The organism is Dolosigranulum pigrum ATCC 51524 (assembly GCF_000245815.1).
Classification (GTDB): domain Bacteria; phylum Bacillota; class Bacilli; order Lactobacillales; family Carnobacteriaceae_A; genus Dolosigranulum; species Dolosigranulum pigrum.
On sequence record NZ_JH601103.1, the window covers coordinates 63668 to 77178 of the forward strand.

Consider the following 13511-nt stretch of genomic DNA (forward strand, 5'->3'; position numbering starts at 1 on the left):
GCTTAAATAACCTCAATCTAGCCACCTAAGTCATTATTCTGCCGCTTTGAACCAATCTTGAATATCTGTTAAGCGCTCCATTCGTAAATTAGGCAATCCTTCTCGCGAAAGTCCATGACTAGACTGCGGATACGTAATCAGCTTCGTCTCGTTACGGTACTTTTTCATGGCGATGTACATCTCTTGAGCTTGGCTCAGCGGACAACGTAGATCTTCTTCTCCATGTAGAATAAGCAGTGGAGTCTTCACTTGATGAGCATACTTGAGTGGCGACATATTCCACAGCGCCGTAACATCAGATAAATCAGCCCCCAACTGATATTCATTAAAGAATGGCCCAATATCACTAGCACCGTAAAAACTTACCCAATTCGAAATACAACGTTGTGTGACCGCCCGCTTGAAGCGATCAGTATGTCCCACGATCCAATTCGTCATAAAGCCACCATAACTGCCACCCGCAACATAGAGTTCACCCTTGTCGATTTCTGGATGTTGCTCAAGAATCGTATCTAGCCCTAACAGCAAATCATCATAATCCTTATTCCCATAATCACCTAAAATAGCGGCCACAAATGCTTGCCCATAGCCATTGCTCCCGCGTGGATTAATCATAAGTACACCATAACCTTGTGCGGACAAGACGTGCATCTCATGGAAGAACGTTTCCCCGTAAGCAACTTGCGGTCCCCCATGTACATACAAAACAACTGGATGTTGATTATTTACCTGCACGGGCGGCACATACCATCCTTGGATCTTGGCTTCACCATCCGTACTCTCATACCAAAAACGCTCAGGCTCCATCACTTGATATGTCTGGCTAAACGACTCATTCGGATTATAAATCGCCGTCCATTCCCCCGTGCTCAAATCAATTAATCCTAACTCACTCGGCTCTGTAAATGTTGAGCGAACAGCTACTAGTTGCGATCGACAGGCACTTAACGTCCCATCCATTACATGCTGGCACTCATCCACAAACACCTCTAACTGCCCATCCAACGACCCTTTATACAAGACAATCTTCCCTTGGTCCGTCACTGGAAATAAAAATGTCTCATTATCTAACCATTCAACTGGAAAACCTTGTACATTTTGTGCCGTATCACCAATTAAGACATCTCCGACATTTTTATCCAAGTCATGGGTCAGACAAGTCAACTTACCCGTAACGACATCATACGCATACAATTGATCAAGCGTGACAAACTTATACTGAAAATCATTCCCCACCAACAAATAGGTCTCTTCCGTCTCATTCGCTCCAACAAAATAAAAATTACCTTCCGGAATATCACGAGTCAACGCACGCACATCTTTTGTCGCCAAATGATACTTATAAACCGTTGTCCCACTTGCCCACTCATCATCAGGATGCAGCCGGTCCCCGAACAACACATAACTCTCATCCTGAGCAACATATTGGAAAGAAAATGCATCTGACCGCTCCATAATCAGCTCTGTTGCTTGCGTTGCGATCGTAACTTTTTTCAACTGATACAGCTGATTAGTCGGCAAAATTCCCGCCTTGTCTAATTTATATTTCACTTTGGTTATCACTGTTTTTTGAGGGAGTTTGCGCTGTTGTTTGGCCTCTTCTTCTGTCGCTTTCTCTGCTTCTTGCGTGGTCTGATAATAAATTCCCGCTGAGTTCTGCGTCCACTTATACGTGCTCACCCCTTGTTCTTCTTCCGTCAATTGGACCGCCGAACCCCCTGACAGCGGAATAATAAACAATTGCGGCTTATTATTGTCCGTATTAGTAGACAGATAAGACAACCACTTGGCATTCGGCGACAGCGCCAACGAGGTATTGCTCTGACCACCATCACCCCAATGCACCTTCTCCCCCGTCTTCTGATTCACACAGTAAATTGTTTTCTGATAATTATTCTCTTCTTCATCCACCAACGTCTCAACAAAAAACACCTGATCCTGATGAACAACCGGCTCCGAAACCGTCTTAATCTCATATAAACTCTCATTGGTCATAACTGACATATCATAACTCCTCTAAGCTTTTAAGGTAACTTTATTTTACCGGAAAAAGAAATCACCGTCCAACTAAAAACAAGCTATCTAAAGTAATAGTAGCTTGTTTTGATTTTTATTTTGTAAGAAAATCACTATAACTATTGGAATAAATTTCTATTTAAATAAATAATTATTTATTTAAATAAACGCTAGTATAATAAAGTTCAGAATAAAGAGAATTGTGGTGATCCAGATGACGATTGAGACGCTCTTGAGTTCGCGTTGAGCAGCTTTGGAGATGATGTAAAATAAGAAGCCCGCTGCGATTCCATATGAAATGCTGTAAGAAAATCCCATAAAAATAGCGGTAAAGAAGGCTGGGACAGCTTCATACATATTGTCCCAATTCACTTCTGAAAAAGCTGACATCATCAAGATTCCCACAACAATCAAGGCCGGTGCCGTTGCTGCTCCAGGGACTACCAACATCAGTGGCGAGAAGAACATCGTAATAGTGAATAGCACGGCAATCGTGAAACTTGTCAGTCCAGTGCGACCACCAGCACCAATCCCCGCTGCACTCTCCACAAAAGTTGTCACAGGAGAGGTACCTAAGATCGACCCGACACCTGTTGCTACAACATCGGCCATTAACGCTTTTTCCATCTTTGTATTCAAACCTGCACCGCTATTCATCGATTCCAAGTCCTCTTGGGTGAAGATGCCCGTCCGACGACCTGTCCCCACAAAGGTCCCAATCGTATCAAATACATCAGTTAAGGTAAAGGCAAAGACCGTTACTAAAATAATAGGATAGCGTGATGGATTCGCTAGTAGTGCACCTAACCCGTCTGCACCAAATGCGGCCCCGAATGTCTGAGACAACTCGCTAAAGCCAGTTAAATAAGAAGTGGATGGATCAGATAAGCTCGATAAATCTGTTACCCCCATCGGAATCCCAATCAATGTCGTCACAACAATTCCTATTAAAATAGCACCCTTCACTCGCATCAGCATAAGCACAATAGTCAAGACTAAACCAATCAACGCAAGTAATGTATACGGACTAGCAAAGTTTCCTAATTCAGGAATAATGCCTCCACCAATTGTGACAGAACCGATTGCCTCTCCCACTGCTTCTCCCGCATAAGGTGCCCCATTCACTGATAAGACATCTGCCCCATCTGCTGTGAATGACAATAATTCAGCATTCTTCAAGCCAATATAAGAGACAAATACGCCTATTCCACCGCCAATTGCATGTTGAATCGATTCAGGAATAGAGACAATAATTTGACGTCGAATCGGTGTAATGGTGATCAACACACCTACTATAGATGTTAAAAACACCATGAAGAGGGCTTCTTGCCAGGAAAATCCGAGAGCGAACACAACGGTATACGTAAAGAAAGCATTCAGCCCCATCCCCGGTGCTTGGGCATAGGGTACATTTGCATACAGTGATAATACCAACGTTCCGATCGCTGCCGATAGCACCGTTGCCATAAATACTGCTAGCGTCGGCATCCCCGTCAATGACAAAATATCTGGATTTACAAACACAATATAACTCATCGCGAAAAAGGTTGTCAGCCCCGCCATCACTTCCGTCCCTATCGTTGTTCCATTCTCCTCCAACTTAAATAACCGCTCTAACACAAACAAAACCCTCTCTATTATTAATATTACCTATTCATCATACGGTAATCCACGTGTTATTTCAAGTTAAAACGAATGATTTTTATAATTAAAATTATTTCTTTCGGTTTTATACATTGTACATTGAGTTAGTTCACTACTATTCTGTTACAATAGACCAAACATATCTCCATCATATTAAGACAGGTCAGACTTATTCACATCCCCAAAATAAAAAACTTCCGCTAGTCCTTCCAAACCACGACTAACGAAAGTTTATGCTATATTATCCCGTCATACCTCATTATGAAACCTGTTTAACATCGCAGACCATTACCCAATAGTCAATTATTCTATATTCCCGATTATCTTCTTCTATCATTTTTTCTAAAATATCACCGTAACTTTCCCCATCATTTTTTATCATACACAATTCCTATCTTAGGTTTAACTGCTTTCTTTTTAAAATCAGTAGAGATTTATTATGAAATTCTCGAAAAGTTGTCATTTCTTCATTTCCTTAAAATGCTTCATTTAAATCTTTCACCTTAACTGTCAATAATGAAGTGATCAACATAAGGAATGAAAATACGATAATAAGGGTTGGAGCACTCATAAATTTTGTTAAATATCCTGATGCTATCGCAGCTAAAGGATTAACTAATGAAAATATCGTTAAAATCGAACCAATCACACTTCCAATAATATATTCAGGAACACTCTTCTGAATGCTGCCAAAGTAAACAATAGACATAACAGTATTAACAACTGCATAACTTCCCCATAGAATAAGCAACAGACTATATGATAGCATCCCATCAAATACTCTTAAATTTATTCCAATCAATACCAAAAAAATACTTTGCAAAAATAAACAACTGTAAAATAACTTAAATTTATTCTTCCATGTCTCAGAATACTTTGCAAAATATAATCCACCTGCTATCCCTCCTAAAGCAAAAAACAACTTTAAAAAACTATATGAGGAATCTAAAAAACCAAAAGAATCTATTGAAATTTTTGGTAATAACAAAGAAATACTCCAGAAACAAAAATTCATTATTAATGCTATTGGAATCAAGTTTTTAATATAGGATGTATCCATAATATATTTGATGCCACTCTTTATATTAGATAGAACATTTTCAGTGTTCCTATTTTCTTTTTCATTCAACTCCACTTTGTAAATCGTAACAAATGCTATCAAATTCAGAACTACTGCTATCCAAACAATATGATTAAATGTAAAAAAAGCAACAAAAACAGCCGATAATAATATTCCTACAATGTTAAAAATTTGAGTGTAAGAATTTACCCATGCATTCAAGCGATATAATTCTTCTTCATCTTTTGACAATATTGGAACAATTGCTTCCATAGTTGGCGATATCAAACTATTTAATACAGTAGTTACAAACATGTATATCATCAATGATATAATTAAGTTAACCCTCATCGAATCAATAACTAATACGATCAAAGAGATTGATACTTTAGCGAGTATAACGCATTTTATAAAAGTAACTTTATTAAATTTATCCGTCAATCCTCCCCCAACAGTAGACAAAAAGATTGCAAATAATTGACTCGCTCCAATTAAAGATATTGCAAACTGATTTCCGCTAATATCATATGCATACCAATAGATGTATATGCCAATAGCACTAGATAATAATGTGGATATAACATCTGAAAACATTATTTTTTTAAACATATTTCCCCTCCAATATTTTTTATGAAATATACCTCTATGTATATTACCATTTAGATGAATTATTTTCAATTTTAAATTCATATATGAATTAAAACATTTTTTTATCCTTTATTTTATTGGTTATCTATTTCCTGTATAATGATTATATCAATCAGAACAAAGGGAGTTTTCAATGTGATTTATTATGCACACAATATTCGTCAATTACGGAAAGAAAAGGGTTTTACACAATCAAAGTTGGCAGAAAATATTACGAGTCAGGGGGTTATTTCTAAAATTGAGAAAGAAATCATCTCTCCTGATATTAAGACTTTACAAGCTATTGCGGACAAATTAAATATTTCCCTACATGATTTATTATTTGAGAGTACAGAGAAAAATATGTTGCAACAGTTTTATTCTCAAGTAAATATCCTTTTAGATCAGCGAGACTATCCAGGACTTAAGTCATTTATTACTGACCATCCACTTTTCCAAACTATTAAGCAAAACAATCCCTGCTTCTACAATTGGATTACAGGGATTATTAACATTCGTGTGTATGATCAAATTGACAAAGGTATTTCTAACTTTAAGCAAGGTTTAGAAAATTGTTCCGATTTAAAATTAAAGTCTCGTATATTAATCGCTCTATCGAACACTTATTCAGACTTAAATAATTACGAAGAAGCTATCGATTACCTTTCACAAGCTGAAGATTTATCTAAGAATGGTTGTGTACCATATAATATGCAAATTATAATTTATTACCACCAAGCACTAATGTTTGCCGAAACTAATAATTATAAAGATTCAATTTTCAAATCTAAACAAGCTATCCAATTTATTATTGATCATCAGTCTCTTCAATTATTAGATGATTTACAATTGCTTTTGGGAGACTCTTACAAAGAAATTGGTAAGTTGAATTTAGCTTTAGAACATACGCAAACTGCTTTAACAATTGCTAAGCTAAAGAATAATGTGGCATTGCTTCCATATATTGAACGAACTCTGCTTCAAATTGAAGAACAGATGACTAGTAAACAGGCAGCACATAAGTGATTGCGTTCACTACAGTTTTCTCTACAAATATCAAAAAAGCACGACTCTCCATCTCTGGCAATGTCGTGCTTTTCTCTATCATCAGGTTATCTCATTGTGACAAATTCTTCAGCTGAGGTCGGGTGGATGGCAATTGTATCGTCAAAGTCTTGTTTAGTCGCGCCCATCTTGATCGCTACGGCAAATCCTTGTAACATCTCATCCATGCCCGCACCAATTCCGTGCAAGCCGACGACGCGTTCATCATCACCGACACAGACCAGTTTCATATGAGTGCGTTGACGGTGCGCTGTTATTGAGCTATGCATAGCGGTAAAGCTATTCGTATAGATCGTGACTTGATCATCACCATATTGTTCACGTGCATCTCGTTCGGTTAGTCCCACTGTGCCAATAGGTGGGTGGGTGAAGACAACGGTTGGAATATTTTCATGATTCACGTGTGCATCTGGTTTACCACCAAATAAGCGTTCTGACAGTTGACGACCTTGTGCAATGGCAACTGGCGTTAATTCGACTTTTCCAATCACATCACCGACTGAATAAATACCGTCTGCTGTTGTATTTTGATATTTATCTACTTTAATATAGCCCTTGTTATCTAATTCGACTGCTGTATGTTCTAGGCCCAGGTTATCGGTGCTCGGTTGGCGACCTGTTGCCCAGATAATCTCGTCTGTTTCATGGGTTGTTCCATCTGAGAAGTGCATCACTAACGTTCCGTCTGCTTCTTTTGTCACCTTATCGATCGGTTTATTCCCGTGAATATGCGCGCCTTCTTCTGTTGCGATATCGCGGTATCCTTCACGAATGAGGGTATCGAACTCAGTTAATGGCAACTCTTTCCGGAAGAATAAGTGCGTATCGACTCCAAATGAGTGGAATACTCCAGCCAGTTCCACCCCGATATAACCTGCTCCATACACAGCAATACGCTTCGGTAATTCCGTCATTGCGAAGACATCATCAGAGACAATTCCTAGGTCGCCTCCTTCAATCGGTAAGCGACTCGGACGTCCACCAGGAGCCACTAAGATATGATCAGCGGTATATTCCGTTCCATCTACTGCAACAGTTTTTGGTCCGACGAATTTAGCATAACCTCTAATCAACTGAACATGATTATGGTCAAGTCCGCGCTTATACGCCCCATGTAAGAAATCAATGTAATTCTCACGGTTCGTCACTAGACGCTCAAAATTTAACTGTGGTGCATCTGTTAGCTCAAGACCATATCCTTCTCCATATAACTTAATATCATCCAAGAGTTGAGATACATACCACATCACTTTTTTCGGTACACAGCCAAGGTTGACACAAGTACCGCCTAACTCGTTGGCTTCAATCAGGGCCACTTTTGCCCCACGTTCACCGGCACGATTTGCCGAAGCAATCCCGCCACTACCGCCACCAATTACTAAATAATCAAAATGCGTTTCACTCATCTAATCACCTTCCTATTATCAATTCCACTCACAATATACCACTTTTGCCGGATTAATAGCAATTATTCTGTTTACTAAATAAATTTCTTTTCAACTGGCTAGCTCTACATAAATTTGTATAGTTTGCGATAATCCTTTTGAAACTTAGCTCAGACAAGAGTATACTTAAAGAAATAGTTCTAAAGATAAAGGAGAGTTTATGTGGAAAAACGTGCATCGTATTGGGAATTATTTACCTCAATGTTTTATTTAAGTGCCTTCACGTTCGGAGGCGGATATGTGATTGTGCCCTTAATGGAAGATAAATTCGTAAAGGAATTAGGTTGGATTGATTATGATGAGATGTTGGACTTAATTGCTCTTGGACAATCGGCGCCGGGTGCGATCGCTGTCAATACGTCGGTGTTGATCGGGTATCAACGGTTGGGGGTACTTGGAGCGGTGGTTTCTACTTTAGGCACTGTCCTCCCACCCCTATTGATTATGACCGGTTTATCCTATATTTATTTGCTTGTTCGCGATAATCCGTATGTGAACAATATGCTACTTGGCATGTCAGCAGGTGTTGCTGCGATTATTGTCAATGTCGTCTATAAGATGGCGCGTCGCATTATTGATCAGCAAAAACTTGTGCCCATCCTCGTCATGATCGGTGCCTTTATCTTAGTTGTTGGCTTCCATGTTCATATTTTATGGATTTTATTCGGGGCGGGTTTAATCGGACTGATCACGACACTTAAGGAGGGCGACTCAGTATGATTTATCTTGAATTACTTCTGACATTCATGCTTGTAGGGGCACTTGGTTTCGGTGGTGGCTATGCGGTGCTCCCTTTGATTGAAGAGCAACTAGTCGTCAATCACGGTTGGCTGACAACGCAAGAATTTATCGATATCTTGACGCTTTCTGAGATGACACCGGGACCTATCGCTGTCAATGCAGCAACATTTTCTGGTAACCGTATTGCGGGGGTATTCGGAGGGATTGTAGCGACAATCGGTGTCGTACTACCTTCTTTCGTTATTGTCATACTGATTGCCTATCTTTACTTCAAGTTCCGGCAGTTGCGCTTATTTCAAGGAGTAGTCGAAGGATTACGCCCAGCTGTAGTGGCCTTAATTGCCTCAGCTGGACTTACTATTTTCCTTAATGCACTCTTTCAGACAACAGATCAGCCTTTATTGACGCTAAGCAACATTAATCTGGTGAATGTTTTACTTTTTGCTATCGGCTTCACTGGTATTCGCAAGTACCAACTATCACCGATCAAAGTAATTCTCCTATGCGGTGGGCTAGGTATGATGATTTACAGTTTTATATAAAAAGAACAGCGAAAAGGCAATGCTCACGGAATGGTAAGCATTGCCTTTTTGTATGTTTTCTTATTTTTGTAAACTTGTACTCTGGCGGTTCAATGAGCGTTCTGGACGAGATTTGTGTCCATAAATGCGCGGTAAGAACCAGGAGTCAATGAATGGTGCCGCAATATTCATTATAATAATAGCGATACCAATGGCGCCTGGGAAACCAACAGCAATACGCAAAATCCCTGTTAGGAGTCCACCGGCAATGGCAAAGACGGTCTTCCCATCCGGTGTTAATGCACCCGAACTGTAGTCAGTTGCCATATAGGTTGCGGCAAAAAATAAGGTGCCGCTCAAGGCGTGAGCCATCATATATTCCAAGTTAAATCCGGACCAGAAACAAGCGACAGTCACTGTTGATAGGATAAACAAAATTGGAATCTTTGGATTAATAACGCGTCTGACGATTAAGTAAATCATTCCGATTAAGATGGCTAATTTCGATGTTTCCCCGATGTTTCCACCCATGTTGACACCGAGAAACATTTCCCATAATTCAGGAACAGCTTCAGCCACTTCAGTTGCGCCACGGCTCAGATACTCAAGGGGTGTAGCCGTCGTCACGTAATCGACATGATAGCCGCCGTATGGGCCAGCGAAGAATCCTTTCGGCAAGACCCAATTAGCAAAAAATGGCGTAAAGAATACTTTGGCGATCACCCGGGCTGTTAAGGCTGGGTTCAGATAATTCTTCCCGAGTCCACCACCGAGCCCAAAATTCCAATGCTTAATAATAAAAACAGCGATAAAGGCCGCCACCGCAACAACCCAGAGTGGAGCTGAGATAGGAAAACTTAGCCCCAATAAAAGACCTGTCACATAAACGCTACGGTCATGAAGGGTTACCTTTTGATAGGTTAGCTTCTGATAACCATATTCTGATAGGACCGAAACAAGCAGGGCAACTCCGAGTTGGACGAATACCCACCAACCGAAGAAGTAGATGGCTGCGATAATCGGAGGGATCAAGGCAATGATTACTTCTGTCATGACTTGCTTAGATGTTCGCGGATTGCGAATATGAGGCGATGGCCCTGTCTGTAATTTGCTTTCGACATCTTTGATATTGATTGTGCCTGCCATCCTTAGCCCTCCTCTGCTGCTTTAATAGCTGCTTTCGCTCCACGAATATTTTCTAAGAGCGGAATCTTTGATGGACAGATGAATGAACAGTTCCCACATTCGATACAATCCATGGCGCCAAGTTCCTTCGCCTTATCAATATCCCCACGTTCAAAAGCTTCTGAAATAAGGATCGGTTGTAAACTAACCGGACAGACGTGAAGACATTCCGCACACATAATACAGTCTTGGCGCTCACCCACTTCGGCTTCTTGCGGGGTCAGAACGGTTACAGCTGTCATCCCTTTAATGATTGGAGTTCCTAAGTCATCACAGGCTTTCCCCATCATTGGCCCACCAGAGAGTACTTTACCCGGAACTGCGGTGAAGCCACCACAATCTTCAATTAATGAATCCATTGGGGTTCCGATTTTAACTTTTAAGTTCTTCGGCTCTTTAATTGGATCTCCGGCAACTGAGACAATTCGTTCAATGAGTGGTTCACCCAATTCGCAAGCACGCCATATTTGCCGACAAGTAGAAACATTCATTAGAATGATATGATTATCTGCCGGCAATGTTCCTGGTTGGACTTCTCGCCCTGTTAAATTCTGAATTAAGTTTTTCTCTGATCCTTGTGGGTACTTAGACGGCAACGGTTGAACGGTTACTTTATCGATGTGGGCGGTTGCTTCTTTCATGACTTTAATGGCATCCATTTTGTTGTCTTCAATTCCAACATAGATGTTAGCCAACTGCGGGTACAAGCGCTCAACAAGTTCAATACCTTGTGCAATCTCATCTGCATACTCTAACATCACACGATGATCACTTGTTGAATAAGGTTCACATTCGGCCCCATTTAGAATAATTGTATCAATCATACTACTCGGTGGCGGAGATAACTTAACCGCTGTGGGGAAAGTCGCCCCACCCATTCCAACAATACCGGCTTTACGAACGGTATCTGTAATCTCATCATTAGTTAACTCACTGGCACGACCCGGTTCAATAATAGGATCAGCCTTGGTATACTGGTAATCATTTTTGATAATAATACTATTCACTGCACCGCCACCTGCTGATGGACGTTCTTCAATCCCAATCACTTCTCCTGATACAGACGAATATACGTGAGCAGAGATGAATCCTCCTTCTTCAGCAATCTTCTGCCCAACTTTCACTTGATCACCAACCTCAACAATTGGTTCAGCTGGTGCACCGATATGCATGGAAACAGGGAACACCATAATCTTCGGTACCGATGCTTCTTCAATCGGTTTATGTTCTGTATAGCCCTTCTTATCATCTGGGTGTGAGCCTTGTTCTTTACGCATAAATGAAAATCTCATAGCCAACATCCTTTCTAACCCTATCACTATGTACCTGATACTTCCCGTCATCTACTATATTCTCATTATTAAAAATATTTTTCTCAAAAAACAAATAAAACGCCTAATAATTACAGTATACCTTACTGTAATTCTAATTAAAAGAGAAAATTCAAATTTTTTTACCATTAATTTAGCGTTTAAAAAACACACAATCGCTTTGCAAAGTAGCGTAGAGAGTGGTTATACTGCATACTTGACGCAAATTGATTGTGTGATGTTATACACTATAGGGATGTTGATTAATTAGGAATAATGATAGCATCCTGTTCGGTCTGTTCATCATCGTCCCTAAGTTCTCTCGGGTTAATCTCCTGCCCTGATGCATCTTCGGCATGAACAGCGACAATTAACTTATGCGGTAGGACGACAGCTGTTTCTCCCGGCTGGCTAATCCAGCCGCGTCGCACACCGATTTGATCTGGACTATTATCTTCACGATTACGGATACGCTCACCATCCACTTCAATAATATTATACTGATGATCAGCTGGATGTAAGGTAAATTCTTCATGCGTCGAACCGTCTAGTGGAGTTCGGTACACTTCTTGACCATCAATCGATACAGTCGCTACAATGTTGATATCATCACCGATTCGACTGAGCTGATAAGCATAGATCCCATGTGGAATAAATGATGCGACGAACAGTGTTACTAGAATAACTACATCCAGTAGTTTCATTTTTTTGAGATTATTCCACAACTTGGTCAGCATCCGAATCTCCTCCTTCCAAAAAATATAAAAGGACATACCCACCTCACCTCAAGAAAGGCAGCTATATCCTTTTAAGCTCATTTCATTCCGTGATCATCTTCGTTAGACTTACTCGACAAATTTTTTCTCAAATAATGGCGAGACTGGACGATCTTCATAAATACGTAAAATCGCATGACCGATCAAGTTCCCGACTGAAATGACTTCCATCTTGTCGATTAGTTTCTCCTCTGGTAAGTAAATAGAATCGGTAATCAGAAGCTTCTCAATCGCTGAGTCACGAATTCGCTCAATCGCTGGTCCACTGAAGACAGCATGTGATCCACAGGCATAGACACACTTAGCGCCACGATCTTTTAAGGCATTCGCGGCAGCCGTCATTGTGCCGGCTGTATCAATTAAGTCATCGATCAGAATGGTAGTCTTCCCTTCCACATCACCGATAATATTCATAACTTCAGCGACGTTAGCTTTTGGACGACGCTTATCAACAATGGCAATGCTACATTTCAGGAATTCAGCCAGTTTACGTGCGCGTGTGACCCCGCCATGATCTGGTGAGACAACGACGACATCATCGCCAACGAAATCATGTTCAATAAACCAATTAGCCAAAAGCGGTGCTCCCAGTAAATGATCAACTGGAATATCGAAGAAACCTTGCAGTTGTGCTGCGTGCAAATCAAGTGTCAGTACACGATCAGCACCCGCTTCGGTAATCATATTAGCAACTAATTTCGCTGTAATTGGTTCTCTCGAGCGAGCTTTACGATCTTGACGAGCGTAGCCATAGTACGGAATAACAACATTAATCGTCTTCGCACTTGCTCGTCGTAAAGCATCAATCATAATCAATAGTTCCATTAAATGTTGGTTCGATGGTGCAGATGTGGATTGAATAATGTAAACATGATCACCCCGAACACTTTCCTCTAGGTTAATGCGGATTTCTCCATCACTGAATGTAGTGACCGTCACGTCCCCTAACTCAACACCTACATCAGCCGCAATTTTTTCAGCTAACGGTCGGTTGGAACTTAATGAATAAATCTTCAACTTTGAATCGTGATATTTTTCGCCCATGATTAACTCCTTTTAGTCATATTTGTTACTTCTAGTGTAATGGTGTAAGCGTCTATAATCAAGTGTTATCCTTTTTA

12 protein-coding genes are annotated in these 13511 nt (G+C 40.4%); 3 read left to right on the forward strand and 9 right to left on the reverse strand.

Annotation, left to right across the window (positions count from 1 at the left end):
* Positions 1 to 33 precede the first annotated feature (33 nt).
* The 4 genes from HMPREF9703_RS00280 to HMPREF9703_RS00290 all read right to left on the reverse strand — a co-directional run bounded on the left by HMPREF9703_RS00280 (position 34) and on the right by HMPREF9703_RS00290 (position 5329).
* Complete coding sequence (locus tag HMPREF9703_RS00280; RefSeq protein ID WP_004634588.1) at positions 34 to 2004, reverse strand: S9 family peptidase; 1971 nt, start codon at positions 2002 to 2004, stop codon at positions 34 to 36.
* 171 nt (positions 2005 to 2175) lie between these two features.
* Complete coding sequence (locus tag HMPREF9703_RS00285; protein WP_050815196.1) at positions 2176 to 3579, reverse strand: NCS2 family permease; 1404 nt, start codon at positions 3577 to 3579, stop codon at positions 2176 to 2178.
* Between the two features lie 340 nt (positions 3580 to 3919).
* Positions 3920 to 4042 (reverse strand): hypothetical protein, encoded by a 123-nt coding sequence (locus HMPREF9703_RS09155; protein ID WP_004634592.1) that lies wholly within the window; start codon positions 4040 to 4042, stop codon positions 3920 to 3922.
* A 93-nt stretch (positions 4043 to 4135) separates the two neighbouring features.
* Positions 4136 to 5329 carry an MFS transporter gene (locus tag HMPREF9703_RS00290; RefSeq protein WP_004634594.1) on the reverse strand — a complete coding sequence of 398 codons (1194 nt, stop codon included), beginning with the start codon at positions 5327 to 5329 and terminating at the stop codon, positions 4136 to 4138.
* A 174-nt stretch (positions 5330 to 5503) separates the two neighbouring features.
* On the opposite strand from HMPREF9703_RS00290, the gene HMPREF9703_RS00295 reads away from it, so the two are divergent.
* Positions 5504 to 6373, forward strand: coding sequence for a helix-turn-helix domain-containing protein (locus HMPREF9703_RS00295; protein ID WP_004634595.1), 870 nt, complete (start codon positions 5504 to 5506; stop codon positions 6371 to 6373).
* A gap of 86 nt (positions 6374 to 6459) precedes the next feature.
* On the opposite strand, the gene gorA is transcribed toward HMPREF9703_RS00295, so the two are convergent.
* A complete protein-coding gene (gene gorA, locus HMPREF9703_RS00300; protein ID WP_004634597.1) occupies positions 6460 to 7818 on the reverse strand; it encodes a glutathione-disulfide reductase in 1359 nt (452 codons plus the stop codon).
* Positions 7819 to 8019: 201 nt separating this feature from the next.
* Here gorA and HMPREF9703_RS00305 point away from each other — a divergent pair, with 201 nt between their 5' ends.
* Together HMPREF9703_RS00305 and HMPREF9703_RS00310 are read left to right on the forward strand one after the other, a co-directional pair.
* Complete coding sequence (locus tag HMPREF9703_RS00305; RefSeq protein WP_004634598.1) at positions 8020 to 8577, forward strand: chromate transporter; 558 nt, start codon at positions 8020 to 8022, stop codon at positions 8575 to 8577.
* Positions 8574 to 9140, forward strand: a complete 567-nt coding sequence (locus tag HMPREF9703_RS00310; protein WP_004634600.1) for a chromate transporter — start codon at positions 8574 to 8576, stop codon at positions 9138 to 9140. The genes HMPREF9703_RS00305 and HMPREF9703_RS00310 overlap by 4 nt, the downstream gene beginning before the upstream one ends.
* Positions 9141 to 9200: 60 nt before the next feature.
* Here HMPREF9703_RS00310 and HMPREF9703_RS00315 read toward each other — a convergent pair whose 3' ends face one another.
* From HMPREF9703_RS00315 to HMPREF9703_RS00330, 4 genes are all read right to left on the reverse strand, one after another.
* A complete protein-coding gene (locus tag HMPREF9703_RS00315; RefSeq protein WP_004634602.1) occupies positions 9201 to 10265 on the reverse strand; it encodes an RnfABCDGE type electron transport complex subunit D in 1065 nt (354 codons plus the stop codon).
* A gap of 2 nt (positions 10266 to 10267) precedes the next feature.
* Positions 10268 to 11596, reverse strand: coding sequence for an electron transport complex subunit RsxC (rsxC, locus tag HMPREF9703_RS00320; protein WP_004634604.1), 1329 nt, complete (start codon positions 11594 to 11596; stop codon positions 10268 to 10270).
* Between the two features lie 281 nt (positions 11597 to 11877).
* Positions 11878 to 12351 (reverse strand): NusG domain II-containing protein, encoded by a 474-nt coding sequence (locus HMPREF9703_RS00325; protein WP_004634606.1) that lies wholly within the window; start codon positions 12349 to 12351, stop codon positions 11878 to 11880.
* Positions 12352 to 12459: 108 nt separating this feature from the next.
* A complete protein-coding gene (locus HMPREF9703_RS00330; protein ID WP_004634608.1) occupies positions 12460 to 13434 on the reverse strand; it encodes a ribose-phosphate diphosphokinase in 975 nt (324 codons plus the stop codon).
* Positions 13435 to 13511: the final 77 nt, after the last annotated feature.

What these genes read in the sequence shown, in the direction of transcription:
- HMPREF9703_RS00280 (WP_004634588.1), bottom strand. Translation starts at nt 2,004, where the DNA reads ATGTCAGTTATGACCAATGAGAGTTTATATGAGATTAAGACGGTTTCG.
- HMPREF9703_RS00285 (WP_050815196.1), bottom strand. Translation starts at nt 3,579, where the DNA reads ATGGCGGGGCTGACAACCTTTTTCGCGATGAGTTATATTGTGTTTGTA.
- HMPREF9703_RS09155 (WP_004634592.1), bottom strand. Translation starts at nt 4,042, where the DNA reads ATGATAAAAAATGATGGGGAAAGTTACGGTGATATTTTAGAAAAAATG.
- HMPREF9703_RS00290 (WP_004634594.1), bottom strand. Translation starts at nt 5,329, where the DNA reads ATGTTTAAAAAAATAATGTTTTCAGATGTTATATCCACATTATTATCT.
- gorA (WP_004634597.1), bottom strand. Translation starts at nt 7,818, where the DNA reads ATGAGTGAAACGCATTTTGATTATTTAGTAATTGGTGGCGGTAGTGGC.
- HMPREF9703_RS00310 (WP_004634600.1), top strand. Translation starts at nt 8,574, where the DNA reads ATGATTTATCTTGAATTACTTCTGACATTCATGCTTGTAGGGGCACTT.
- HMPREF9703_RS00315 (WP_004634602.1), bottom strand. Translation starts at nt 10,265, where the DNA reads ATGGCAGGCACAATCAATATCAAAGATGTCGAAAGCAAATTACAGACA.
- rsxC (WP_004634604.1), bottom strand. Translation starts at nt 11,596, where the DNA reads ATGAGATTTTCATTTATGCGTAAAGAACAAGGCTCACACCCAGATGAT.
- HMPREF9703_RS00325 (WP_004634606.1), bottom strand. Translation starts at nt 12,351, where the DNA reads ATGCTGACCAAGTTGTGGAATAATCTCAAAAAAATGAAACTACTGGAT.
- HMPREF9703_RS00330 (WP_004634608.1), bottom strand. Translation starts at nt 13,434, where the DNA reads ATGGGCGAAAAATATCACGATTCAAAGTTGAAGATTTATTCATTAAGT.